Origin of the sequence: Aerococcus sp. Group 2 (genome assembly GCF_905125285.1) — a bacterium.
GTDB classification, from domain to species: Bacteria; Bacillota; Bacilli; order Lactobacillales; family Aerococcaceae; genus Aerococcus; species Aerococcus urinae_E.
Map to the genome: position 1 here is coordinate 111,261 of NZ_CAJHPA010000003.1, position 22,751 is coordinate 134,011.

The window sequence follows — 22,751 nt, forward strand, 5'->3', positions numbered from 1 at the left end:
GTAGTATAGGCGCCAGCTGCTGTAGACGAAAAGCTGGCCCGCAACTAAGAACTGGCTAAGTGAAGATTATGAATTTTAAAGAGAAAGAGTGACCGAAAAACCATGCCTTTAACAGCAGGAATCGTGGGTTTACCTAATGTGGGGAAATCTACCTTATTTAATGCCATTACCAAGTCCCAAGTGGAAGCCGCTAACTACCCATTTGCGACCATTGACCCTAATGTGGGGGTTGTGGAAGTGCCCGACCAACGTTTGTGGAAGTTGAGTGAAATCTACCAACCTAAAAAGACCATCCCAACCACCTTTGAATTTACCGATATTGCTGGGATTGTCAAGGGAGCCTCCAAGGGTGAAGGCTTAGGTAACAAGTTCTTAGCCAACATCCGGGAAGTGGACGCCATTTGTCACGTGGTTCGTTGCTTTGATGATGGGAACATTACCCACGTGTCTGGCGGTATCAACCCCCAAGATGACATCGAGACCATTAACTTGGAATTAGTTCTGGCTGACTTGGAAAGTGTCAATAAGCGCTATGAAAAAGCGGTAAAAATGGCTAAGTCTAAAGACCACGATGCCGTGACCGAGGCCAACACCCTGAAGAAATTAAAAGAAGCCTTAGAAGCCGGCAAACCAGCCCGGACCGTTGACTTCAACGAAGAAGAAGAGGCGGTAGCTAAGCAATTATTCCTCTTAACCATGAAACCAGTCCTCTATGTGGCTAACGTCAGCGAAGATGATGCTAGTGATGGGGACAATGACTATATCAAGCAAGTTCGCCAGTTAGCCCAAGCAGAAGGGTCCGAAGTGGTGGTGGTTTCAGCTAAGTTAGAAGAAGACCTAGCCACCATGGATGAGGAAGACCGCGACATGTTCCTAGAAGACTTGGGCATGGACCAATCCGGCTTAGATGTATTGATCCAACAAGCCTACAAGTTACTAGGCCTAGCCACCTACTTTACGGCCGGGGAACAAGAAGTCCGGGCCTGGACCTTTAAGAAGGGCATGCATGCCCCTCAAGCAGCGGGGATTATTCACTCCGACTTTGAACGTGGTTTTATTCGTGCAGAAACCGTCCACTACGATGATTTGGTCGAATATGGCAGCATCCAAGCCTGCAAGGAAGCTGGACGCTACCGTTCGGAAGGCAAGGACTATGAGGTCCAAGACGGCGACGTCATGCTCTTCCGCTTCAATGTTTAGGAGGTGGACGTCGTGTTCAATCAAGATAAAAAAAACGACCAAGCAGCCGAACGCCAGGCCCAACTCGACCAATACGAGGCCGAAAATAAGGCCCTCTATCCCCAATTAACCAAGCGCAATAAGGAATTTGTCTTCCAATTTGAAAAGGCGATAAAAGATAAGGACTTACGCGGTCGGAATAAGACCGAAGTCCTCCATGAGATCTTAACCACCTTGGTGGAGACCCAAGCGAGTGGTCAAACCGCCCAACAGCTCTACGGCCAACCCTACCAATACGCCGAAGAATTGGAAAAACAACCCACCGCTAAGGAATTAGCCCCTGCACCTTTTTGGATGCATTGGGTAGAAGGGGCCCTCTTTGTGGGCGGACTCTTCTCTATTATCGCTGGCTTGTCAGCCCTCTTATCCAATAACCAAGCCAACTCAGCCACCGCCTTTGGGCCGGCTGCTTTGGTGGTTAACTTTGTCATGGGGGGCTTAGCCATGGCAGTCTTAAACCAATACAGTCCCGATATGAGCCAAGAAAAGGGCAAGCGCGGCATTGGTCGCTATATCCTGCTCTCGGTTCTAGTGGTCGGCTTGTGGATGCTGATCTTGGTCGGCGCCCTAGCTATCTTACCTCCATCCTGGAACGGCGCCTTACCGCCATTCGCATATCTTGTCATCGGAGCCCTAGCCTTCCTTGCCCGCTGGTGGTTCCAAGGACAATTTATGGGGAAAAACTAAAATATCTTTTCTTTAATAGATAACACTTTTGAGCATGCGTTCTGCTTTTGAAATTTGGTCGTTATACAGCCATGGCACCGGCTCGAGCACGAGGTCTCTCACCTAGCGAGCTTCAAAGGGGGCGTACGGCTAAAGCCTACGCTCCCTAATTCACATCGCTTGCTCATTCATGGCTAACGACCTATTTCAAAGCGCCACTCTTGTTCAAAGTGATTTAACAAAAGGAAATTTTATTAATATCAATAATTAGTTCGCAAAAACTAAAATAATAGTGAATAAAAAAGTGTTTCTGGAAAGCTGAAATTGCTTTTCTAGAAACACTTTTTATTGTGCGGATTTTTAAAACAATAATTTTTTGATAAATAAAAATAGCTATGAGCAGAACGTATGCTCATAGCTAGAGATCAACCGGAGTTACGTAAACCGGTGGCGATTCCGTTAATGGTGGTGTGGATGAGTTTTTCGTAGTCTTCATCCAGTTCATTGTGACGGAGGCGTTTGATCAGTTCGATTTGAATGTAGTTTAAGACATTGAAGTAAGGCAGACGATAGTCCAGGCTGGCACGTAAGGAGGGGTTGGTAGCCAGGAATTCGTCATGGTTTTCAATGGCTAAGAGAATATCTTTGGTTAATTGCCATTCATCGCGAATGGTGGTAAAGACGGACCGCACTGCTTCGCTTTCTGCCAATTGGGCATATTGCTCGGCGATGTTCATGTTGGACTTGGATAAGACCATGTCTACATTGGACAATAAGGAATGGAAGAAGGGCCAGCTTTGGTACATGGCTTGGAGTTTTTCCAGGTTGCCTTCATCTTGGTCGATAAAGTGTTTGAAGGCGGAACCAACCCCATACCAACCTGGGAACATGATCCGAGTTTGCGACCAGGAGAAGACCCAAGGAATGGCACGAAGTCCGGAGATTTCCGTGATGGTCTTACGGGCAGCGGGACGAGACCCGATATTTAAGCTGGACACTTCCTTAATTGGTGTGGCTTCAAAGAAATAATCATAGAATTCCGGCGTATCAAAGACTAAGTGGCGGTAAATCCCATTGGAGTAGTGGACAATGTCATCCATGTCTTGGTAGAAGTCTTCCACCTCAGCCTTCTTATCAACGGAGCCCGGCACGATCCGACTAATGGCAGCGGACACCAGCATTTCCAGGTTGTAGTAGGCTACATCTTGGTTGCCGTATTTATTCTCAATAATTTCCCCTTGTTCGGTTAGACGGATGCGGTCCTTGATGGAGCCGAAAGGTTGGGAAGTGACCGCTTCATAGGAAGGGCCGCCCCCACGACCTACAGTCCCGCCCCGGCCATGGATAAAGGTGATCTTAATTCCGTGGGCTTCACCGAGTTGGGTCAGTTCTTGTTGAACCTTGTAAAGGGTCCAAACGGAGGAGAGGTAGCCACCGTCCTTGTTACTGTCAGAGTAACCCAGCATGACTTCTTGGTAGTCATGGTTGGCCTTGATCCAGTTTTGGACCAGGTCATAGCTGAGAAATTCTTCCATAATCCCTTGGGCGTTTTCCAAGTCTTCGATGGTTTCAAAGAGGGGAACGATTTGGACCCGGGCTTGTTCAGGATCCACTAGGCCGACTTCCTTGAGCATGATGGCCAGTTCGAACATATCGGAGACACTTTCGGTGTGGGAGATGATATGTTGCTTGATCACTTGGTCGCCCAGTTGGTCTTTTAGGAAACGCGCAGTTTTAAAGATCTTCAGTTCTTTTTCTAAGAGCTCGGATTTTTCACTATGGGCCGAAGATAGAGGTCTAGGGTCTTCTAGTAATTCCTTGAGGAGGACCTTGACTTTGTCTTTTTCTGAAAGGGCAGAATAGTCATCGACAATCTTAGCTGATTTCAATAATTCGGCCACGCAGGCTTCATTGACACTGGAATCTTGACGCATATCGATAGTAGCCAGGTAAAAACCGAAAATATCGATGGCTTCTACTAACTCATTGAAGTCCCCGGTTAAAAGAGCGTCTTCGCCATTGGCTAGGAGGGACTCCTTAATTACTAAGAGGTCAGCCTTAAAGGCTTCCGCATTTTGGTAGCTTGGGGTTGGGGCCTGGTCATCTCTTTTTAGGCCGTTTTTGACTTCGGCTAAGTTTTGTTCGAGTTTGGCCTTGATATAGTGGAAGGCCCGGCGGTAAGGTTCATTCTCCCGGTAAATGGACTGGTCATTGGACTTAGCTGCCAAAGCTTCCATGGCAGGACTAATGTCTACTAGGGTAGTGGATAGGGAGAAGTTGCGGTAGAGTTTATAGACCTTGTCAATGTAGTAATTGAGGATGACTTCGCTTTGGGTGGTGGCAGACAGAAGCAAGGTTTCGGCGGTCACGTAAGGGTTGCCGTCGCGGTCGCCCCCAATCCACATACCCATGGTGATGGGCTTGGCTTGGTCGAGCTCGATCCCCTTTTGAGCCGCTAAGTGGCGGTATTGCCGACTTAACTTGGTGATGGCCCGGATTAAGGAATTGTTATAGTAGGCGGTCACATTGGTGATTTCATTACGAACGGTGAGTTTCTTTTCCCGGATAATGTCCGTCTGCATAATAATTTCAACATAGCGGCGCAGGTCGGTGTACCATTTGTCGCGGTTGACCACGCCAGCCTTGACGTCATGGTACTTGCGCAAGAGTTGGTGGATTTGATTGGTCAATTCCAGGATGGTCTTACGTTGAACTTGGGTCGGATGGGCCGTTAGGACGGGAACCACATTGACGTGTTCGAGAATTTCCTTGGCCTGGTCACTTTGGCTGACCCGGTCAATGGTTAAGGCGAGTTTACCCAGGTAGTCTTGGTCGGTATTGTTTTGATAGTTGATTTCATAGGCGAAATCGACATCTTCAGAAATATTAATCAGTAGCGGCAAAATCGAAAAATAGCGGGAAACGACCACCATTTCATCGTTACTGAGCTGGGCGACGACACTTTCCAGTTGCTTGTAGTCTTCCTTCATGGAGAGATCAACCAAACCTTGGATCATTTCAAAGACTTGGTCCCCCACCATCTTATGGGTGGTGTCATCAAGGATTTCCTTTAAGACATGAACTTCTTCTTTGACCATGGATTGGGTGATATTGGCTTCCAACTTTTTGACTGGCACACTGTTCACTCCTTTATGGAACCGCACGTTCCTTATTTGTCCCTATGATACCACTTTTCCAGCTAATGAAACATGGGGATCGCCCCTTAGGAAACGCTTACTTTTTTTATTTTCTTAACTGATCACTGAAATAATATTACGTAAATATTACAGGAGTTTGTCATAAAGCCAGCTTTAATCAGATTTTCTTTACTTTTAAAGTTAACGAAAACTCATAAAAATGCCTATAAATAAGGTTTTTCACTACTTTTTTGGAAAATAGCATTAGAAAGTTTAAGGAATGGTTAATATTACAGAAATGTTACAATATGACTTTAACTTCTTTTCAGGGCTTGTTATAATATAAGTGAAAAGAGAGCATGGTATGCCGTCTTTCCCTAAGGGAGGTTATTAAAATGAAAGCAAGAAATCAAAAAATGAATCAATATAATAAATGGATCAGCCTGGCGTCACTGTCCTTATTGTCGGCGGCAGCTTTACAAGTGGCAGACGCACCAGAAGTCTTAGCAGAAGCTAATCCAGGTAGTGCATCCAGTGGCTGGGTTCAAGAAGGGCACAGTTTCAAAACTCTTGATGAAGCGATGACCTATGGGAACCAACACGCAGATTGGTCCAAGTATAAACAATACCGGGTCAATTACGCCGGTCCTAATCGCTTTGTCCTTAAATGGGAATTGAAGAATCCTCAAGCGAGTGGTCAAAACACTGAAACGACAAGCCCAGTCAAAACAAGCAGTGAAAAACCTGTAGCGACCAACAAAGCGGTTGAAAAACCAGCTGTCAGTGGTCCCTATACCGTACAATCCGGCGATTCGCTCTGGAGAATCAGTCGCAAGCATGGCGTAAGTATCCAAGACCTCATGACTTGGAACAAGTTAGGCGCTAACTACATGTTACATCCAGGTGACAAGTTAGTGGTTCAAGCGCCTGACAAGGCAGAAGTTCCAGCTGAAAAACCAAGTGTGGAAAAACCAAGTGAAGCCGCAAAGCCTGATGAAAGTACAACTCCTAGCGCATCCTACACGGTTCAATCCGGCGATTCCCTCTGGAGAATTAGTAATAAGTATGGGGTAAGTATCCAAGACTTAATGACTTGGAACAAGCTAGGAGCTAACTACATGCTCCACCCAGGAGATAAGTTAGTGGTCAAAGCGCCTACTAAGGCAGAAACTTCAACAACAAAACCAAGTAGCGAAGCTAGTCAAGAAAGTGAAAAACCAGCTAAAGCGGACACGACTAAAGTAAAAGATGGTTGGCAAAAAGAAGACCAAAGCTTTAAGACTGTTGAAGAAGCCATGGCCTTTGGTCGTCAACATGCTGACTGGTCTAAATATAAACAATATCGGGTCGACTATGCTGGAAATGGTCGCTATGTTCTCAAATGGGAATTAAGAAAGCCAGATGCAAGTCCTGAAGCTAATGAAGAAAAGCCAGCAAAACCAGCTGAAAACACAACCTCAAGTGCATCCTACACGGTCCAATCCGGTGATTCGCTCTGGAGAATTAGTAACAAGTACGGGGTAAGCATCCAAGACCTCATGACTTGGAACAAGTTAGGCGCTAACTACATGCTTCACCCGGGTGACAAATTAGTGGTTCAAGCCCCTGCTAAAGCAGAAGTTCCAACAACAAAACCAAGTACCGCAAAACCCGCTGAAAGCACAACTCCTAGCGCTTCCTACACCGTCCAATCCGGAGACTCACTCTGGAGAATTAGTAACAAGTACGGGGTAAGTATCCAAGATCTGATGACTTGGAACAAGTTAGGTGCTAACTACATGTTGCATCCAGGAGATAAGTTAGTGGTCAAAGCGCCTGCCAAAGCAGAAGCTTCCACAGAGAAACCCGCTGAAACTTCAAAACCAGCCGAAAACACAACCTCAAGCGCTTCCTACACGGTTCAATCCGGCGATTCCCTCTGGAGAATTAGTAACAAGTATGGGGTAAGCATCCAAGACTTAATGACTTGGAACAAGTTAGGTGCTAACTACATGCTTCACCCCGGTGACAAATTAGTGGTCAAAGCGCCAGCCAAAGCAGAAGCTTCCACAGAGAAACCAGCCCAAGCGGTTAAGGTCAATACCAATCATGGCTTCGTCCGTGAACCTCGTCGTTTTAGCTCCATCCAAGAAGCCTTGAACTACGGAAATGGCGTCTTCAATTGGCGCAAGTACAAGAAGTTCTATGTCAATTACGCCGGACCTAATAGCTATACCTTAGACTGGGAATTAAGATAAAATAGACGTAAAAAAAGCCTTCAAGTCAATACTTGAGGGCTTTTACTATGGTCGAAATAAATTTTCAGCCTTATTCATCGTCTCCCTTGTTACGGAAGCCTTTCATGAAGTGGCGGACTCTCGGGATGGCGTAGGTCATCATTTGGTAGAGGCCAGGGATGAGGACATAGTCAAATTCACCGATTTTATCGGAAACCTTGGTCCCCCACATGCGCTTGAAGACCCAAAGTCCCCGGTAAGGCGAGTCTTCATCCGGATCGACGCTGACCCCACCAAAGTCATAGGTAGTAGCGCCTTTATCACGAGCGAAGCGCATGAGATCGTATTGGAGTTGGTAGTTGGGGCTGAGCTTGCGGTAGTGGTTAGAAGAGGCCGCATAGAGATAGTAGGCCTTCTTACCGCAGAAGCAGAGAATAGCTGCTGATAGGGGTAGGCCGTTGGGGTGGTCTTTGCGCAAGTCGTCCGCGTCCGCAATTAATTTTTCTTGCTTAGCTTGCCGGGTAGCCAGTTCCTTCAATTGGTTGTCTTTCTTCTTACTATCGCGGCGGGCTTCCACCTTTTCCCGGTCTTTTGCAATCAGGGCTAGTTCCTGGCGGGCTTCTGCTTCCATCTTGTCAGGCATTAACTTAATCATAAAGTAATATAAGTGGCCTTGGGGATGGAGGTTGTCGTAGAGGGCTTCAAAGTAGGAAATATCCCGGGTAGCAAAACCGTCCCGCTCCCCAGTTTCTTCCATTAAGCGGTGGAAGACATCCAGTTCGTCCCGGCTCCCTTCAAAGACTTCTAGACCCGACTTCATGGCCTTACGAACCAGGTTTCTGGTCTTGGCTTCATAGGAATTTAACAGGTCTTCGTCCGATTGGTCGATGGGGGTGTACATGGTTTGGCGGGGTTGGATATACTGTTCGCTCATCCCATCCTTAAAACCGGTATGGCGAAAGCCCAGAGTCTCTAAAAGTTTTAATGTCTCTTCATGACCTTCTCGCTCCAAGTCGGGGTCGATTTTTAGATAGACGGCGTGTTCTTCTTTAGCGGCCTTGACTGCGGCTTGGGTGATAGCAGCAACGGCATCGTGGTTCTTATAGTCGACCACAAAGCCCCGTGAAGCATAGGCAAAGGTCAATGGCGTGCCTTTGATTTTCTTGAATTGAATGTTAGCGACCGCCTCAACCTGGCCGGCGTCATCAGCCACGGCAACATTTTTGGAGTACCAACCGGTAAATTCCTTGGCTTTAGCCCAGTCGGTAAGTTGCAATAAGTCACCATTGGGATGGTTTTCAACGAAGTGGTTGTGGTCCGCGTCACTTAATTGGACGCTATGGTATTGAGTCATTTATTTTCAAATCCTCTCGCATGTTTTACTACTCCCTTAATCTTACCACGGCTTTAATTTTTTTGAAAAGCTGGCCCAAATTTTAAGGAAAGTTTTAGGCCAAATCGTCTTATTTTTCCGGCTGGGCCAGATGGTGGCTGTTGTTCGTCTGACTTTTAGCCAGGTCGCGGTAGAAGTTGAGCCAGATTTGCGCCACCCGGTCCTCACTGTAGTAGTGGGAGGCCGCTTGAGCCTTGTCCTGGTAGCTTTTGAGACTTTGGGGGTCTTGAGCCAGTTGAACAATCTTTTCGCCCATGGCAGCTCGGTCAGCACAAGGAATATAGTAACCGCCTAAAATATCTTGGTAGAGATCCAAATCACGCAGCATAACCGGAGTTTGGCAGGCAAAGGCCTCGAGAATACTCATGGGAAAGAGCTCGCTGTAACTGGGCAGGAGGAAGAGGTCGGCCAGGTTGTAATACTTGACCATGTCGGCCCGGTCCACCACCCCGGCAAAGTGAACATTGGCTGGCAGGTGTTTGAGGGCCTCTTGGTAGCGGTCATGGTCATCACTCAACTTCCCAAAAGTAAAACCACCCACCCAGTAAAAACAAATCTCTGGATGGTCGACGCCTAACTGGATAAAGTCATCGATCCCCTTACGACCCTGGATTTGCCCCACGCCTAAAACCACAAAGTCATTGGGACTGAGGCCTAGGGATTGGCGGAAGCTAGCTTTTTCTTCTTGGCTTTGCGGGTAGAAAGTATCGGTTGAGACAAAGTTGGGGATATAGGAGAGTTTCTTGGGATCAAAGTGGTAGTCTTGGACCAACTTATCAATAAAAACGGGGTTCACCACCACCAAATGGTCCATTCGCCGGTAGAAGGCAATCAGATACTTATCGAAGAGGGTCTGGATCCAGCCGGGCAGGTGGATAGACCCCCGCAAGGTCTCAGGGAGAAAATGGACATAGCCCAAGCGGACCCCGCGACGGCGTTTTAAGAAAGTTGATAAAAAGAAGGGAAAATTAATGGTATGGTAGTGGGAAATATCGCTGGTTTTAAGGGCATTATAAGTGACTTTGAGGTCTTTGGGGTAGTGCTTAACCAGGGTATTAACCAGTTCCCGGTAGGCACTGCCCACTCCTTGACCGGCTTTACTTTCGGCTTTTGAGAACATGTTAATCGATAAAGACTGCATAGAAAATCCTTTCTAAGGCTGGCGGGGCTAGGGATTTAGAGACCCAGTAGCTGGCCGATCCAGCTGGACAAGTAGAGGAGGCCGTAAGTATAGATAAATAAGGTAAAGGGTTTTCCTAGAGATAAGAAGAGGAAGAACCGTTTAAAGGACATGTTGGAGAGGCCAGCTAAGAGACAGAGGGCGTCCGCCGGAGAGACCGGAAAGAACATGCCAAAGATAAAGATCCGGTCAAAGGCCTTGGTGTTGAGATAGTGGATGTACTTGTTGTAGGACTTGGGCCCAATTAAGGCCATGACCAGGTGGCGACCGTAGCGACGGGCCAGCCAGAAGTCAATCACACTACCGATCATAATCCCGATAAAGTTTAAGAGAAAACCGTACCAGACCCCAAAAATGGCGGCCCCGGCCGGACAGGTCAAGCCTCCGGGAATAACGGGAATAACGGTTTGGACAATTTGAATCAGGATGAAAAGCCAGGGCGCCCAGCCACCAAAGCCACGCAAAAAGGCCTCCAAGTTATCTTGGGAGGAAAAGAGCCCCCTTTGGTAGGCCGCGTAGATCAGCCAGATGGTTAAGATTACCCCTAGAATTCCGACCAGATTGAAGACCCGGTTGGCTAAACGGGCCCGCTTAAGCGACCGCGTTTCCCGGGCCAAGTGTTGGCCTTTATTGGAATCAGATTTCAAGGCCTTCTCTTGCTTTCCAGCCCCATTCCGCTGGTCCGGCTTGTCTTTAGGACAGGAGGGCTCGGGGGAGACTGAATTCGGGTGAAAATCCTTGGGTGTGGGCATAGCGGTCGCCTCGCTTTCAACGTGTCTAGAGAAAAAATCAGGTCTTGAAAGCTGTCACAACAGCTCCGTTAAATCCATTATACGTTAAGGAGAATTGAAATAATATATAAAAAAACTAAGGATTTTTTTAAGAAATAGGTGCAAAGTGGCCCAGATGGCTTTGAATTTAAGCTTTTCTTAAGCAGATTTTAAGGCGAATGAAATTATTGCTGGGCGGATCTTTGGTAGAATAGATTCAAAACCAAAAAAGTTTCACAGAAAGTGCGACAAGCGCAAAAAGAGGCTAGGATTTTTTGCCTCAGTCTTATTAAAAATAAACAGAGGAGGGATCCTTGTGAAATTATTGATCGTTGATGACGACAAGGAAATTGTTGAATTACTAACTATTTATTCCAGCAATGAAGGTTATGATGTGATCCAAGCTTATGACGGGGATGAAGCTTTAAAGCGGATTAGTGAAAACCCCGATATTGCTTTAATTATTTTAGACATTATGATGCCCGGTAAGGACGGCTTGACCGTGGTTAAGGAATTAAGGAGCCGGGATGTTGACGTACCGATTCTTTTATTGAGCGCCAAATCCGCTGATATGGATAAGATTTCCGGCTTAACTACGGGTGCCGATGACTATGTGACCAAGCCCTTTAACCCCTTAGAAGTGATGGCCCGGGTCAAGTCACTCTTACGCCGGTCGGGAGCGAGTGACCAAGGCAGTGGCGATACCATTGAAATTGGTCCCTTGATCATCCATAAAAACTCCCACGAAGTAAAAACCATTGACGGGGAAGACATCCAGTTAACCGCCCTCGAGTTTGGTATTCTCTATCTCTTGGCTTCCCACCCAAATGAAGTCTTTTCAGCCGATGAAATCTTTGAACGGGTCTGGCAACAAGAATCCGTGGTCTCCGCCAAAACGGTCATGGTCCACGTCAGCCACCTCCGCGATAAAATCGAAACCGCAACCGGCGGCGACAAAGTCATCTCCACCGTCTGGGGCGTCGGCTATAAGATCAGTGAATAAAAGAAGGATGTGAGAACGCGACTAAAGACTTGAATTGCTGGAAGAAAATACCATAAGCACAGCAAGTCTGTGCGTTGGAATTTTCTGAAGCAACTTCAAGGCTAGCGTTCGAACTCAACTAGAGAGTGCGACAAGCGCGTTAGAAGGCAAGACCACTGGAGCTAAAGGGAGAAGAATTCTCAAAGAGAATTCGCAGGTCTTTAGTGAAGTGGACGCTTGCTCTGCGCTTGGAACAGGTTTAGAAGAGAGTGCGACAGTCACAACAAAGGACGAAAACGCTACGCATACTATATCTGTAACTCGCTAACGCTTCGAACAGCTATAGCAACTGGAGAAAACTGGGATAAGCTCAGTTATAAGGATGTGAGGACGCCTTCAGAGACTTGAAGCAACTTCAAGGTGGGCGTCTGAACGCGACTGAAGAGTGCGACAGTCACATAAAAGGGTTTAAGACAAGTATAGAGTAGCGTTTTGACGCTACTTTTTGCCCTGCCCATCGCCTAGGAAAGAAGGAAAAGAGCGCATGCCCGCTAAAAGACGCCTACGTATTTTTACGGAATTACTATTTGAAACCATCGCCGTGACAGCCTTACTGGTGATCGGTTATTTTGGGATGGTCTTTGTTTTTATTACCCTGACCGACTATTTCATGCCGCTGGTGGCTTCGGAAAATCCCTATTGGTTGCTCTTCTTTCCCCGTTTCCAACGCTATTTTGTCCTTGGTTTTACCGCTTTTTACTTGATGGCGGGCTTGATGATTTTGATTTGGCGGGTCTACCGGCGCAACCGGACCATTCAATTAGGCTTTATCCTCGATGAGCTCCACTACATCTCCAAGGGCAATTACAACCATAAAATTTCCACCAAGCATATGAACAGTATGGAACCCGTGGTTTCGTCCATTAACCGTTTGGTCGATTCGACTGTCAAAGCCATGGAAGAAGAGCGCCGGATTGAGGAATCTAAAGACGAACTTATCGCTAATATGAGTCACGATATCCGCACGCCCCTGACCTCGGTGATTGGCTACTTGGGCCTGATTGAAAATAAGCAAATCGATGACCCCGAGAAGATCCAAGAATATGTCCACATTGCCTATGACAAGGCCCTGCAGATGCAGAAGATGGTGGAAGACTTGTTCGAATACACCAAGATTCAAAATATCAACACTAAGATCAACACGCAAAAGACCAATGTGGTCCGTCTCTTAGAGCAATTAAGTGCTGAGTTTGAGCTCCAGGCCGATGAGGTCGGCCGGCGGATTGAGGTGGATAGTTCGGGTCAAGAGGACATTTGGGTCGAAATGGACCCTGAAACCATCGTCCGCCTTTTCTCCAACTTGATTACTAACGCCATTAAATATGGTGGGGAGGGTGACTATATTCTCCTTAGAGTGATTCCCAAAAAACAAAGCACCCGCTTTGAAGTGATTGATGACGGGAACGAAATATCGAAGGAGGCTTTGGAAAACCTCTTCCAACGTTTTTACCGGGTGGACCCCTCTCGGACGACCAAGGGGAGCGGGCTCGGACTTGCCATTGCTCAAACCATTGTCAACTTGCACCACGGCAAGATTTGGGCTGAATCCGACCATGGCCAAACCCGCTTTATTTTCGTCCTACCCAATCAACAACCCCGCGACAAGGAGGCTGATAAGCATGAAGACAGTGACTAAGAAGATCGCCAGCAGTGTGGCTGGGGCAATCCTGGCCCTGCTCTTGTTTGCCAGTCCAGTCTTAGCCAGTGGCGAGACGGTGGCTGATTTTTCTGACCAACTCACCCAGAGCCAGCAATACGGCTTCAAGCATGCCATCGCTATTGACCAAGAGTCGGGACAAATTCTCTACCAGAAGGCCGCTGATGACTTGCATGGGATTGCTTCCTTGACTAAGTTGCTGAGCCTCTATGTGATCTATGACCAACTAGCCCAGGGCAAACTTTCCCTCGATGAAGCCGTCCCCGTCTCACCTGCCTTGGCTAAGCAGTCCCAAGCAGAAGGCCTATCCAACGTGCCTTTAGTGGCGGGACCGGCCAACTACAGCGTCGACCAATTGATCGATGCGGTCATTATCGCTTCCGCCAACTCCGCCACGGTGGCCCTAGCAGAAAAGGTGGCTGGCAGCGAAGACCACTTTATCGAACTCATGGCCCAAAAGTTAGACCAACTCGGCATCAAAGATTATAACTTGGTCTCCGCTTCTGGCCTCCGCGGCGAACTCCGAGCTGACGCTCGCCCTGGCCAATACAGCGAGACGGAAGAAAACCAAATCTCAGCGAAAAGCCTGGCCCTCGTGGTCCAAAGATTGCTCAAGGATTACCCCGATATCCAAAGTCGCTCCCAAGTGGAAGAAAAAGTCTTTCAAGTGGCTCCTGACTGGCAGGTGACCATGACCAATAGTAACCAACTCCTGCCCGGGATGACCTACGGACGGCGGGATATTACTGGACTGAAGACCGGGACGGAACTGGGGGCTGGCTATTGTTTGGTAGCCACCAGTTTCATCAACCAACGACCGGTTATCCTAGTGACTTTGGGAGCGGGAAGTAATGAAGACCGTTTTGTGGAAACTTCCCGCCTGCTCACCGACCTCCAAAACCGTTTAGATTGGATTGTCTTGATTCCCCAAGGCGCCCTCTATAACAATGGTGAGGAAGTCGAGATCTATGGCGGAAATAAGGCCACGACCCAGCTCCAATACGGCAATACCGTGGCCTGCTTTGTTCCGCAAGATTACACCATTAGTGACAGTCCCGAAGCTGACTTTACTGAACCGGCTTCTTATTCCATGAACGGTAATTTGGAGGTCAACGCCCCTCTTGAGGAAGGGGAGGCAGTCAATACGGAAATCCTCCATATTCCCTTTGTGGACAGCGTGGACGGTCAATTAGCCTTGGCGACGGACTTGATGCCAACGGAAAATGTCAAACGGGTCAGCCCCTTCGTTCAAATCACCCGCAAGGTCCATGAAAGCATGCAGTTCATCAGTGACTGGTTAAATGCCAAAATTGCGGAGTATAGTCATTAAAAGAAATGAAGAAAGCCCCTCAGTGGAAGTGTCTTATCCACTGAGGGGCTTTTTTGACTGCTTTAATAGGCTCGTGTTAATCTTTTTTCTTTTTCAGTTGCTGGTTAATTTGATTGATCTTGTGACGATTGTAAAAGTAGTAGCAGGTCCAAATGGCAAAGAAGATTAGGGCGAATTGAAGACAGGCTCCCACTAGAATCGGTGCATCTAAAGGGATCCAGTGGTTGGCAATATTCATCACAAGAAAGGCAAAAAGAGAAACAGTGAAATGGATGGAAACCTTGGTTAAGAGGGGCCAAGCGCTGTATTGATAGATCGCTGAGGTCCCGCCGATCACCGCGCCGAAGAAGATGACTGAGCCTAACATGGTGACATAGGACCAATCTTCAGTGTAGAGAGCGCCCATAACCACCCAGATAATGATGGCTAGGGAGATACTTTGTGTGATCGCGTTGAGAATATTTTTCATGGTGAGACTCCTTTCAGATACCTAAGCGGACTTTGAGGCTGTTGACGAAACGCCGGGAAACATTGACCCGTTGACCGGTAGAAAGGTAGGCATACATATTCCCGGAAAATGCCATCTCCAAACGTTCAATAGCTTGGATGCGGACCATGGCGTACTTAGAAATACGAATGAAGTCCTGGCTGTTTAACTTATCAGCTAGGCTGGAGAGACTTTGCCGGGTCTGGTACTTGCCTTTTCTAGTCGTGATGGTCAAGATGCCCTGGCTAACTTCCAAGTAAAGAATCTCCTGGGTGTGAAGGATAAAATACTGGTCGTCGACTTTCAGGGCAATATCTTCTTGGTTTTGGTTTAAACAGGGGCTAATCTGCTGGGCCAAGGTCTGGGCTTGGGACTCGGTTTGGGCGTGGATAGTGATGTAGTTTTCTTCTAAGCTTGGATCAATGACTTGCTGGATCTTGATCTTACGGTCATCCATAAATTCACTACCTTTCTAGGGAGATGATGAAGAACTTAGCCGGCCTTTTTTTTCAGTTTTAGTATAGCAAATCGCTTGGATAGCAGGGAGATTTCTAGCTAAGCGGTGGAAAATGTGGTCCAAGCGGTGAAGAAGATGGGTTGAATTCAATTGATTTTAAGAAGAGACTGGATTGTTTGCTCTAGTCTCTTTTTTATTTTTTTGAAAAAATATTCAGCTAAATTTAACGACTCTTTATTATATAAAAAGTACATCCCAAATGATCGCTAGGGGGAATCGTTTATAAAAAAGAATGCTGGTGTTAAGGGGATTTCTAGAGACATGGCTTCTTGAAGAGGCATTTAGGCTAATTTTAAGCCGATTGACTTTTTTATTTAAAGGTTATATCTTCTTAATCACTATACAAAAATAAGTAGATTACACGATTGGAGTGATCAGATGCAAAAGAGTGTCAAGCGAACTCAGACCTATCTGGGTTTAGCGCTAGTTATTATATTATTGGGGTTTGGATATTATTTAAATGGCTTAAAGGCTATTCTCCCCTTACATTTATTAGCCGGGGTGTCCTTTGGCTATGCCTTGACTCGGTCCCGCTACGGTTTTGCGGGTGGGGTGAAACGCCTCTATATGCGTGGTGAAGCGAGTTTATCCAAGGCCTTGTTGCTATTATTTGCTTTTACGTCATTTGTCTTTGCAGGTGTTCAATGGAAGGCGGCCAGTCAAGGGGCCTTGCCAGCCTTCGTTGAAGGAGCAGGCGACTTTATTATTCCAGGTACCCAGAATGTTGAGTTTGTTAACCTGGCAACCCTAGTCGGGGGCTTTCTTTTTGGTGTTGGTATGATCATGGTTGGTTGTTGTGCTTCAGGTACCCTGTCAGATTTAGGAGAAGGACGAGTTCGTGCTTTGATTTCCCTGATTTTCTTTGTTTTATCAGCGGCACCTGGACAAGCTGCCCGCGCAGTCTTTGACCGGACTGCTCTCGGACAGGTCGGTTTCCGACTCCATCTTCCCCAAGTCTTTGGTTATTTTGGGGCCCTGGTGATAACCCTAGCCCTACTCGCTGGACTCTGGTGGTGGGTAGTGAATTATGAGAAAAAACGCAAGGAAGATAAGACTTACCTCGATCCTTATGGGGATTGGGAAGAGGTTGAGAAACCGCTCGAGCTGTCGACACCAGCGCCACTATTCTCATATGCGACCTATCATAAGTTATTTATTGAACGCTGGACCTTCTTCACCGGGACTGTCATTATTGCGCTCACAGCAGTCTTTGTCCTAGTGACAGCTGGATCGCCTTGGGGGGTTACCTCACCTTTTGTCACTTGGGACGTGGCTCTCTTACAAAACTTTGGTCTTGAATTTTCAAAAGCGAATTTTGCTGGCTATTTGGAAAAGGTCAACCGTGGTCTCTTAGTTGACGGCCCAACGATTCGCAATATCGGTCTATTTGCAGGGAGCTTGCTGGCCTTCTTACTAGCTAACCGTTTCCGGATTCGGTCAGGTTTCTCTATTAGAGACGGGATTTATTATGCCATTGGCGGAACCTTACTAGGCTTTGGCTCACGATTGGCTCTGGGCTGTAACATTGGTGCCTTGTATTCAGCAATTTCAAGCTTCTCTATTTCGGGCTGGTTCTTCCTTTTTGCTACCATTGCTGGTGGTGTGGTTGGCCTCAAGCTCTTCCAAGGTAAGATTAATATTATACCGATTCCTATCCAATGTGAACGTGAACGATGAAAGGTGTGACTAAATATGTCAAAACATAATAGAGTTGTTGTTGTTGGAGGTTGTGCCGGTGGGGCGTCAACCGCTGCCCGTATCCGCCGCCTGGATGAATTTGCGGAGATCACTATCTTTGAAAAAGGCCCCTATGTGTCTTATTCCAACTGTGGTATCCCTTTCTACCTGAGTGGACAAGTGGCATCCAGTGAGAATTTACTCTTGATGACGCCGGAAAATTTTGACCAACAATATAATATCCAAGCCAAGGTCAACCATGAGGTGGTCGAAATTGACCGCCAAGAGAAAACAGTCACGGTCTTAAATCATGAGACTGGAGAAAGCTTCAAAGAAGCTTATGACTACTTAATTCTGGCTCCCGGAGCCCGTGCTCTTAGACCAGAAAGTATTCAGGGAGTGGATAGCGACCATGTCTTTACGATTAAGACGGTTCCTGATGTCCGCAAGCTGGCTGACTATCTGAGTGAGCATGAGGTAGAGGATGTGGCGGTAGTTGGTGCTGGCTTTATTGGACTAGAAGTCTTAGATAACCTCCATCAACTGGTCTTGAACCTTTCCTTAATTGAAGCGACTGACCAGGTCCTAACTCCTATCGATGAGGACCTGGCCCAAATTCTTCACCGGTCTCTTTATGACCATGGGGTGAAACTTTACCTGGGTCAGAGCCTTAAAGCCATTCAAAAGGATGCGGTGATTCTCAAGTCAGGAGAAAAAGTCAAGGCCCAGGCTGTGGTCTTGGCACTTGGGGTGGCCCCTAACAGCGATTTAGCTAGTCAAGCTGGTCTAGAAACCTCTGAAACGGGACACATTGTGACCAACCACCACTATCAAACCACTGATCCTAATATTTATGCGGTGGGAGATGTTATTGAAATCAATGACTATCTCACCGGTAAGCCAAGAAGCCTCGCCTTAGCGGGTCCTGCCCAGTGGCAAGCCCGGGCAGCAGCAGACCATATTTATGGTCGGACTGTTCAGAATAAGGGTGTGCAAGGGTCGCTTTCGATTAAGCTCTTGAATTATAACGTGGCCAGCACTGGTTACAACGAAAAATTCTTGCAAGCTGAGGGGATCCCTTATGACTTTGCCTATATTATCCCTAAGGACCGGGTAGGCCTCATTCCAGGGTCTAAAAATCTCTTCTTTAAACTCTTATTCGCTAAGCCATCTGGACGGATCTTAGGGGCTCAGGCCATCAGTGAAGGGGATGCGGTTAAACGTGTCGATGTGGTAGCCACAGCCATCCGGGCAGGGTTTGACCTGGAAGACTTGAAAAACTTAGAGTTAACCTATTCTCCCCACTTTGGAACCGCAAAAGATCCGGTTAACCATGCGGCTTTAGTCGGCTTGAACATATTGAATGGAGAATTCAAAAAGGTGCCGGTGACGGCTGTGCGTGGCTTAGTCGAAGAAGGTGCCTTCATCATTGATGCGCGCGAGGAGGATGAATATGAACAAAGTCATCTCAAGGGCGCTAAGAATATCCCACTGAGTCAATTTAGACAACGTTTGGATGAAATTCCTAAGGATCAACCGGTTTATATCCACTGCCGGTCCAGCCAACGGTCTTATAACATGGTTCGGGCCTTAGAACAGCGAGGCTATAGCAATGTTTATAACATTGATGGGTCTTACCTGGGCCTTTCCGAATATGAATATTACCATGACCAAGTGACCGGCCGGAAATCGCTCCTTACCGCCTATAATTTTGAATAAATGATCGTTTAGCGAGTGAGGAGATGGGAATGAAGAAGTATAGTCAATCAAAGGGCCTAGGTCTGGTCTTTTGGCTACTTATCTTAGTCAGCTGGCAGCTTGCCTTTGCAGGTAGCGATGGCCAAGGCCTGAATATACCTTCTATCACGGAAATTTGGCGAGCCTTTCGGGTTCTCTGCCAGGAGGGCTATGCCGGGATTCCTTTGTTGATCCATTTAAGGGCTAGCTTTGTACGCTTGTTTCTTGCCTTATTATCCGCGACAATGTTAGCTCTGCCATTAGGTATTTTGAGTAGCTTTAGCTCTGTAGTTCACTACATCGTCCAATCCCTGGTGAATTTTGTCCGGCCCATTCCTCCCTTAGCCTATTATCCTTTGCTGATTATGTTAGTGGGGATCAGTGATACTTCCAAGATCATTCTCTTGTTTATTGCTGCTTTTGCGCCCCTCTACTTAGCAGTGCTTTCCGGGATCGAACAGGTGCGTTCGGACTATATTCTGACTGCTGAATCGCTAGGGGCTTCTCAACTGATGATCATGCGTAAAGTGATCTGGCCCAGTGTCTTAGCTAATTTTATTGTGGGCTTACGGACGGCCTTTGGCTTTGCCTATACCACCCTGGTTTCAGCGGAGATGACGGCCGCCGAGTCAGGATTGGGATGGCTGGTCATTGATGCCTCACGTTATTTGAAGATTGATGTCGTTTTTGTCGGAATTGTTTTGATGGGCTTAACCGGATTAATCTTTGACCGCATACTGGATTACATCGAAAAGCAAATCATATTTTGGAAAGGACAGGGTTAAGGGTGGCAAGAAGGAGACAATGGATAAAGATTGCAATTGGTGTTTTCATCGTCGTCGGTTTGTTGATCAGCGGCTGGCACTATGGTTTATTTGATAGAGATGCAGACTCTGGGGCTCATGAGGTGCGGATTGCTTATCTCCGGGTTCCTAATGATGAACTACTGGCTAAGAGTCAGGATACTCTTGAAGACAAATTAGCAGTAATTGGGGTAAAGGCTAAGTTCGTCGAGTTCGATTCAGGGGTTGAAGCCAATAAGGCTTTAGCTTCGGGAAGTATTGACTATGCCAGCATGGGGATTACCAATGCCGTCGTTGCCTTGGCCAAGCAAATCCCTACTGAACTAATCTGGATCCATGAACTCCTAGGTGAAACGGAAGGCTTAGTGGTCAAAGATTCCATTAATAGCTTGTCAGACTTGGCCGGACAAAGGGTGGCGACGACTTTTGCTTCCACCTCACACTATAGTTTGGAGAAGGTGCTTGAAGCCGCCAATCTTAGCGGTCAAGTGAAGCTTATTGATATGAAGTCAACCGATATTGCAGCTTCCTGGGCCAGTGGCGATATTGTTGGCGCCTATACTTGGGAGCCCAATCTTTCCCAACTCGTGAGCCAGTCCGGTCATGTTTTGTTGGATTCTAAAGCTCTCCAAGACCAAGGCATTATGACAGCTAATGTGATGTTGGGACGGAAAGCCTATTTAGAAGACCATCCCAAAGTGACCCAGGCGATTATCCAATCCTTAGAGGAAGCTCATCAGCTCTATGCCAGTCAGCCTGACCAAGCGGCGAATAGCTTAGGCAAGGAACTTGGAATGCCAGCAGATGAGGTGCTCAAACAAATGAGGGGATCCAAATGGTTAAGGGCCAGAGACCAAGTTCAGTCTGACTACCTGGGATCCTCTGAGAAAAAAGGTCAATTGGTTCAAGTAATCCAATCGATTGCTGATTTCTTATCAAGTAACGGTCAGTTATCGGATGAGCCTAGTCAGAAAGCCATCGAAGACTTCCTTCGTCCAAGTGACATTGAAAGGTATTTAGATAAGGAGAGATAGCTATGACAGAGTCCTTATTAAGGATGGAAGATGTTTCCTATCGCTATGATTTCCAATCACCTGAAGTGATCCAGGGACTTAACTTTTCTATGAATAGGGGAGAGTTCGTCTGTGTCTTAGGGCCTTCAGGTGTGGGCAAGAGCACTTGGCTTAACTTGCTAGCCGGTTATGAGCGGATCAGCTCGGGTAAACTCGCTTTCAAGGGCGAGGAGATTACCGGTCCTTCTTGGGAGCGGGGCGTAATCTTCCAGCGTCACACTCTCTATCCTTGGTTGACGGTGGGGGAGAATATTGCTTTTGGTTTGGAAGCGCGCAAGGATAATCCCCAGAAAATCAAAAACCGGGTAGCCTATCTCTTGGAAAATATCGGTTTAGCGGATTACCAGGATGCTTATATCTTTAAACTATCGGGCGGCATGCAGCAACGGGTCCAGCTGGCCCGGAGCTTGGCTCCCCAGCCGGAATTGATTTTAATGGATGAACCTTTTTCGGCCCTGGATGCCTTGACCCGACTGGATATGCAGCACTTTGTCAGACAAACTTGGCAGCAGGAAGAGACGTCTATATTCTTGATTACTCACGATATCGATGAAGCCTTGACCTTGGCGACACGTTTGATTGTCATTCCAAAAGGCAAGCCTGGACAGTTCGTAGAGTTTTCCCTTGATTATACTCAGCGCATCTTAGCCGGGCAGACGGCCAAGGACTATGTCGATGAGCGCTATCTAAGGGTTAAGGATCAAATTTACTATCATTTGAGCATAAAGCCTTAGTCTTTGGATAGTGGCTCATCTTGATCTATAAATTTTCGTTTTGTATATGAAATAGGCCGGTGCGCTAAGTTAGCGACCGGCTTTTTAGTTTTTAACCGTATAATATTGATGAGCATTCGTTCTGCTTTTGAATTTTGGCCGTTGAAAAGCCATGGCACCGGCTCGAGCCAAGGTCTCTCGCCTAGCGAGCTTCAAACGGATAGTACGGCTGATGCCTACTATCCGGTAATTCACATCGCTTGCTTCTTCATGGCTAACGGTCAAATTCAAAGTGTTACTACTGCTCATAGGTAATTGATCATAAAGAATCTAAACCTTTATTTTTCTAAGTCTATTAAGAAAAATTCGTTATGAAAAATCTTACTTTCCGATATATGACTATTTTTATTGGATAGTTGTGTAGAGTCATTATTTAAATGGTGAGTCCAATAATTTAGCAAAGCAATAAATCTTCCTGCTTTTAGCGGAAGGACACAAAGTATGTATAAGAAAAAATAAGAGTAAAATCCTTGAACAACAGGGTTGCTATTTTCAAGATCAAAACTTCCCTTTTCTAAGGCGTTAAGCAGATAAGGAATGACTAATAATGAAAATAAGCTTAATTCTAGCTTACTAAATCTATAAGAAGTATGGTCAATTTTTTTAATCAAGGTAGAGTCTTTAAAAAATAATTGTTTAATGATAATAATTAAAAAACTAGAGATAATACATGTTAAAGTGAAACCTAATAAAATAATTATATCTTTTGGAAGAGAAGAGTTAAGTACGTATAAAAGAGAGGCAAATAATGAAAATAATATTACAGTTTTATATAAAAATGATCTATTGCCGATAACTTTAAAGTTTATGTTAAGAGATATAAAGCGATCACTCTTCAATCTAATTAGATAAAAATAAATGGTATAAGTCATTGAAATAAAGATAAATGTAACAAGAAAAGTAGTAGAAAAGTCAATATCTGATTCATATTTGCTGGCAATAATCGCATACGGTAAAAGTATAAACATTAAGACAGTACTTTCTATAATAGTTATTATTAATCGAACAGGAGCTTCAAACTCTTTTCTATCTTTGTCGTTCATTAGGAAGTACA

Annotated in this window: 19 protein-coding genes; 11 read left to right on the plus strand and 8 right to left on the minus strand. The window is 46.3% G+C overall.

Annotated elements, in window-relative coordinates:
* The first annotated feature begins 102 nt into the window (after nucleotides 1-102).
* Together ychF and JFU01_RS05135 are read left to right on the plus strand one after the other, a co-directional pair.
* On the plus strand, nucleotides 103-1,200 hold the full coding sequence (gene ychF / locus JFU01_RS05130) for a redox-regulated ATPase YchF (RefSeq protein ID WP_195856082.1): 1,098 nt from the start codon (nucleotides 103-105) through the stop codon (nucleotides 1,198-1,200).
* A 12-nt stretch (nucleotides 1,201-1,212) separates the two neighbouring features.
* Nucleotides 1,213-1,926 carry a DUF1129 domain-containing protein gene (locus JFU01_RS05135; protein WP_195856083.1) on the plus strand — a complete coding sequence of 238 codons (714 nt, stop codon included), beginning with the start codon at nucleotides 1,213-1,215 and terminating at the stop codon, nucleotides 1,924-1,926.
* Between the two features lie 404 nt (nucleotides 1,927-2,330).
* On the opposite strand, the gene ppc is transcribed toward JFU01_RS05135, so the two are convergent.
* Complete coding sequence (ppc, locus tag JFU01_RS05140; protein ID WP_195856084.1) at nucleotides 2,331-5,042, minus strand: phosphoenolpyruvate carboxylase; 2,712 nt, start codon at nucleotides 5,040-5,042, stop codon at nucleotides 2,331-2,333.
* 395 nt (nucleotides 5,043-5,437) lie between these two features.
* Here ppc and JFU01_RS05145 point away from each other — a divergent pair, with 395 nt between their 5' ends.
* Nucleotides 5,438-7,279, plus strand: coding sequence for a muramidase family protein (locus JFU01_RS05145; protein WP_195856085.1), 1,842 nt, complete (start codon nucleotides 5,438-5,440; stop codon nucleotides 7,277-7,279).
* A 70-nt stretch (nucleotides 7,280-7,349) separates the two neighbouring features.
* Here the strand turns inward: JFU01_RS05145 and JFU01_RS05150 are convergent, their stop codons facing one another.
* The 3 genes from JFU01_RS05150 to JFU01_RS05160 form a co-directional block, all read right to left on the minus strand.
* Nucleotides 7,350-8,612, minus strand: coding sequence for a lipid II:glycine glycyltransferase FemX (locus JFU01_RS05150; protein WP_195856086.1), 1,263 nt, complete (start codon nucleotides 8,610-8,612; stop codon nucleotides 7,350-7,352).
* Nucleotides 8,613-8,721: 109 nt separating this feature from the next.
* The gene (locus tag JFU01_RS05155) at nucleotides 8,722-9,792 is read right to left on the minus strand and encodes a glycosyltransferase family 4 protein (RefSeq protein ID WP_195856087.1); all 1,071 of its coding nucleotides are present in this window, start codon (nucleotides 9,790-9,792) and stop codon (nucleotides 8,722-8,724) included.
* Between the two features lie 35 nt (nucleotides 9,793-9,827).
* A complete protein-coding gene (locus JFU01_RS05160) occupies nucleotides 9,828-10,583 on the minus strand; it encodes a TVP38/TMEM64 family protein (protein WP_195856088.1) in 756 nt (251 codons plus the stop codon).
* Between the two features lie 334 nt (nucleotides 10,584-10,917).
* Here JFU01_RS05160 and JFU01_RS05165 point away from each other — a divergent pair, with 334 nt between their 5' ends.
* The 3 genes from JFU01_RS05165 (at nucleotide 10,918) to JFU01_RS05175 (ending at nucleotide 14,630) form a co-directional block, all read left to right on the plus strand.
* Complete coding sequence (locus tag JFU01_RS05165; protein WP_064293174.1) at nucleotides 10,918-11,604, plus strand: response regulator transcription factor; 687 nt, start codon at nucleotides 10,918-10,920, stop codon at nucleotides 11,602-11,604.
* 523 nt (nucleotides 11,605-12,127) lie between these two features.
* Entirely contained in the window at nucleotides 12,128-13,279 is a 1,152-nt protein-coding gene (locus JFU01_RS05170; RefSeq protein ID WP_195856089.1) for a sensor histidine kinase, read from the plus strand.
* The gene (locus JFU01_RS05175) at nucleotides 13,263-14,630 is read left to right on the plus strand and encodes a serine hydrolase (protein WP_195856090.1); all 1,368 of its coding nucleotides are present in this window, start codon (nucleotides 13,263-13,265) and stop codon (nucleotides 14,628-14,630) included. Before JFU01_RS05170 ends, JFU01_RS05175 begins: the two co-directional genes overlap by 17 nt.
* Nucleotides 14,631-14,706: 76 nt before the next feature.
* On the opposite strand, the gene JFU01_RS05180 is transcribed toward JFU01_RS05175, so the two are convergent.
* Nucleotides 14,707-15,099, minus strand: a complete 393-nt coding sequence (locus JFU01_RS05180) for a DUF3021 domain-containing protein (protein WP_195856091.1) — start codon at nucleotides 15,097-15,099, stop codon at nucleotides 14,707-14,709.
* Between the two features lie 13 nt (nucleotides 15,100-15,112).
* Complete coding sequence (locus JFU01_RS05185) at nucleotides 15,113-15,574, minus strand: LytTR family DNA-binding domain-containing protein (protein WP_195856092.1); 462 nt, start codon at nucleotides 15,572-15,574, stop codon at nucleotides 15,113-15,115.
* A gap of 438 nt (nucleotides 15,575-16,012) precedes the next feature.
* On the opposite strand from JFU01_RS05185, the gene JFU01_RS05190 reads away from it, so the two are divergent.
* Genes JFU01_RS05190 through JFU01_RS05210 form a run of 5 tightly spaced genes read left to right on the plus strand, consistent with a single transcriptional unit; the run spans nucleotide 16,013 to nucleotide 21,658 of the window.
* Nucleotides 16,013-17,311 (plus strand): YeeE/YedE family protein, encoded by a 1,299-nt coding sequence (locus JFU01_RS05190; RefSeq protein WP_195856093.1) that lies wholly within the window; start codon nucleotides 16,013-16,015, stop codon nucleotides 17,309-17,311.
* Between the two features lie 15 nt (nucleotides 17,312-17,326).
* Complete coding sequence (locus JFU01_RS05195; protein WP_195856094.1) at nucleotides 17,327-19,030, plus strand: FAD-dependent oxidoreductase; 1,704 nt, start codon at nucleotides 17,327-17,329, stop codon at nucleotides 19,028-19,030.
* 29 nt (nucleotides 19,031-19,059) lie between these two features.
* Complete coding sequence (locus JFU01_RS05200; RefSeq protein WP_195856095.1) at nucleotides 19,060-19,833, plus strand: ABC transporter permease; 774 nt, start codon at nucleotides 19,060-19,062, stop codon at nucleotides 19,831-19,833.
* A 2-nt stretch (nucleotides 19,834-19,835) separates the two neighbouring features.
* Nucleotides 19,836-20,885, plus strand: a complete 1,050-nt coding sequence (locus JFU01_RS05205; RefSeq protein WP_195856096.1) for a taurine ABC transporter substrate-binding protein — start codon at nucleotides 19,836-19,838, stop codon at nucleotides 20,883-20,885.
* A 2-nt stretch (nucleotides 20,886-20,887) separates the two neighbouring features.
* Complete coding sequence (locus tag JFU01_RS05210; protein ID WP_195856097.1) at nucleotides 20,888-21,658, plus strand: ABC transporter ATP-binding protein; 771 nt, start codon at nucleotides 20,888-20,890, stop codon at nucleotides 21,656-21,658.
* Nucleotides 21,659-21,742: 84 nt separating this feature from the next.
* On the opposite strand, the gene JFU01_RS05215 is transcribed toward JFU01_RS05210, so the two are convergent.
* Both JFU01_RS05215 and JFU01_RS05220 read right to left on the minus strand, forming a co-directional pair.
* Entirely contained in the window at nucleotides 21,743-21,946 is a 204-nt protein-coding gene (locus tag JFU01_RS05215; protein ID WP_195856098.1) for a hypothetical protein, read from the minus strand.
* 29 nt (nucleotides 21,947-21,975) lie between these two features.
* A complete protein-coding gene (locus tag JFU01_RS05220; RefSeq protein ID WP_195856099.1) occupies nucleotides 21,976-22,740 on the minus strand; it encodes a hypothetical protein in 765 nt (254 codons plus the stop codon).
* Between the last annotated feature and the right edge of the window lie 11 nt (nucleotides 22,741-22,751).

Excerpts from the sequence above, each read along its gene's own strand:
- ychF (WP_195856082.1), top strand. The coding sequence starts at position 103 with ATGCCTTTAACAGCAGGAATCGTGGGTTTACCTAATGTGGGGAAATCT.
- JFU01_RS05145 (WP_195856085.1), top strand. The coding sequence starts at position 5,438 with ATGAAAGCAAGAAATCAAAAAATGAATCAATATAATAAATGGATCAGC.
- JFU01_RS05150 (WP_195856086.1), bottom strand. The coding sequence starts at position 8,612 with ATGACTCAATACCATAGCGTCCAATTAAGTGACGCGGACCACAACCAC.
- JFU01_RS05155 (WP_195856087.1), bottom strand. The coding sequence starts at position 9,792 with ATGCAGTCTTTATCGATTAACATGTTCTCAAAAGCCGAAAGTAAAGCC.
- JFU01_RS05160 (WP_195856088.1), bottom strand. The coding sequence starts at position 10,583 with ATGCCCACACCCAAGGATTTTCACCCGAATTCAGTCTCCCCCGAGCCC.
- JFU01_RS05170 (WP_195856089.1), top strand. The coding sequence starts at position 12,128 with ATGCCCGCTAAAAGACGCCTACGTATTTTTACGGAATTACTATTTGAA.
- JFU01_RS05175 (WP_195856090.1), top strand. The coding sequence starts at position 13,263 with ATGAAGACAGTGACTAAGAAGATCGCCAGCAGTGTGGCTGGGGCAATC.
- JFU01_RS05180 (WP_195856091.1), bottom strand. The coding sequence starts at position 15,099 with ATGAAAAATATTCTCAACGCGATCACACAAAGTATCTCCCTAGCCATC.
- JFU01_RS05185 (WP_195856092.1), bottom strand. The coding sequence starts at position 15,574 with ATGGATGACCGTAAGATCAAGATCCAGCAAGTCATTGATCCAAGCTTA.
- JFU01_RS05190 (WP_195856093.1), top strand. The coding sequence starts at position 16,013 with ATGCAAAAGAGTGTCAAGCGAACTCAGACCTATCTGGGTTTAGCGCTA.
- JFU01_RS05195 (WP_195856094.1), top strand. The coding sequence starts at position 17,327 with ATGTCAAAACATAATAGAGTTGTTGTTGTTGGAGGTTGTGCCGGTGGG.
- JFU01_RS05200 (WP_195856095.1), top strand. The coding sequence starts at position 19,060 with ATGAAGAAGTATAGTCAATCAAAGGGCCTAGGTCTGGTCTTTTGGCTA.
- JFU01_RS05210 (WP_195856097.1), top strand. The coding sequence starts at position 20,888 with ATGACAGAGTCCTTATTAAGGATGGAAGATGTTTCCTATCGCTATGAT.
- JFU01_RS05215 (WP_195856098.1), bottom strand. The coding sequence starts at position 21,946 with ATGAGCAGTAGTAACACTTTGAATTTGACCGTTAGCCATGAAGAAGCA.
- JFU01_RS05220 (WP_195856099.1), bottom strand. The coding sequence starts at position 22,740 with ATGAACGACAAAGATAGAAAAGAGTTTGAAGCTCCTGTTCGATTAATA.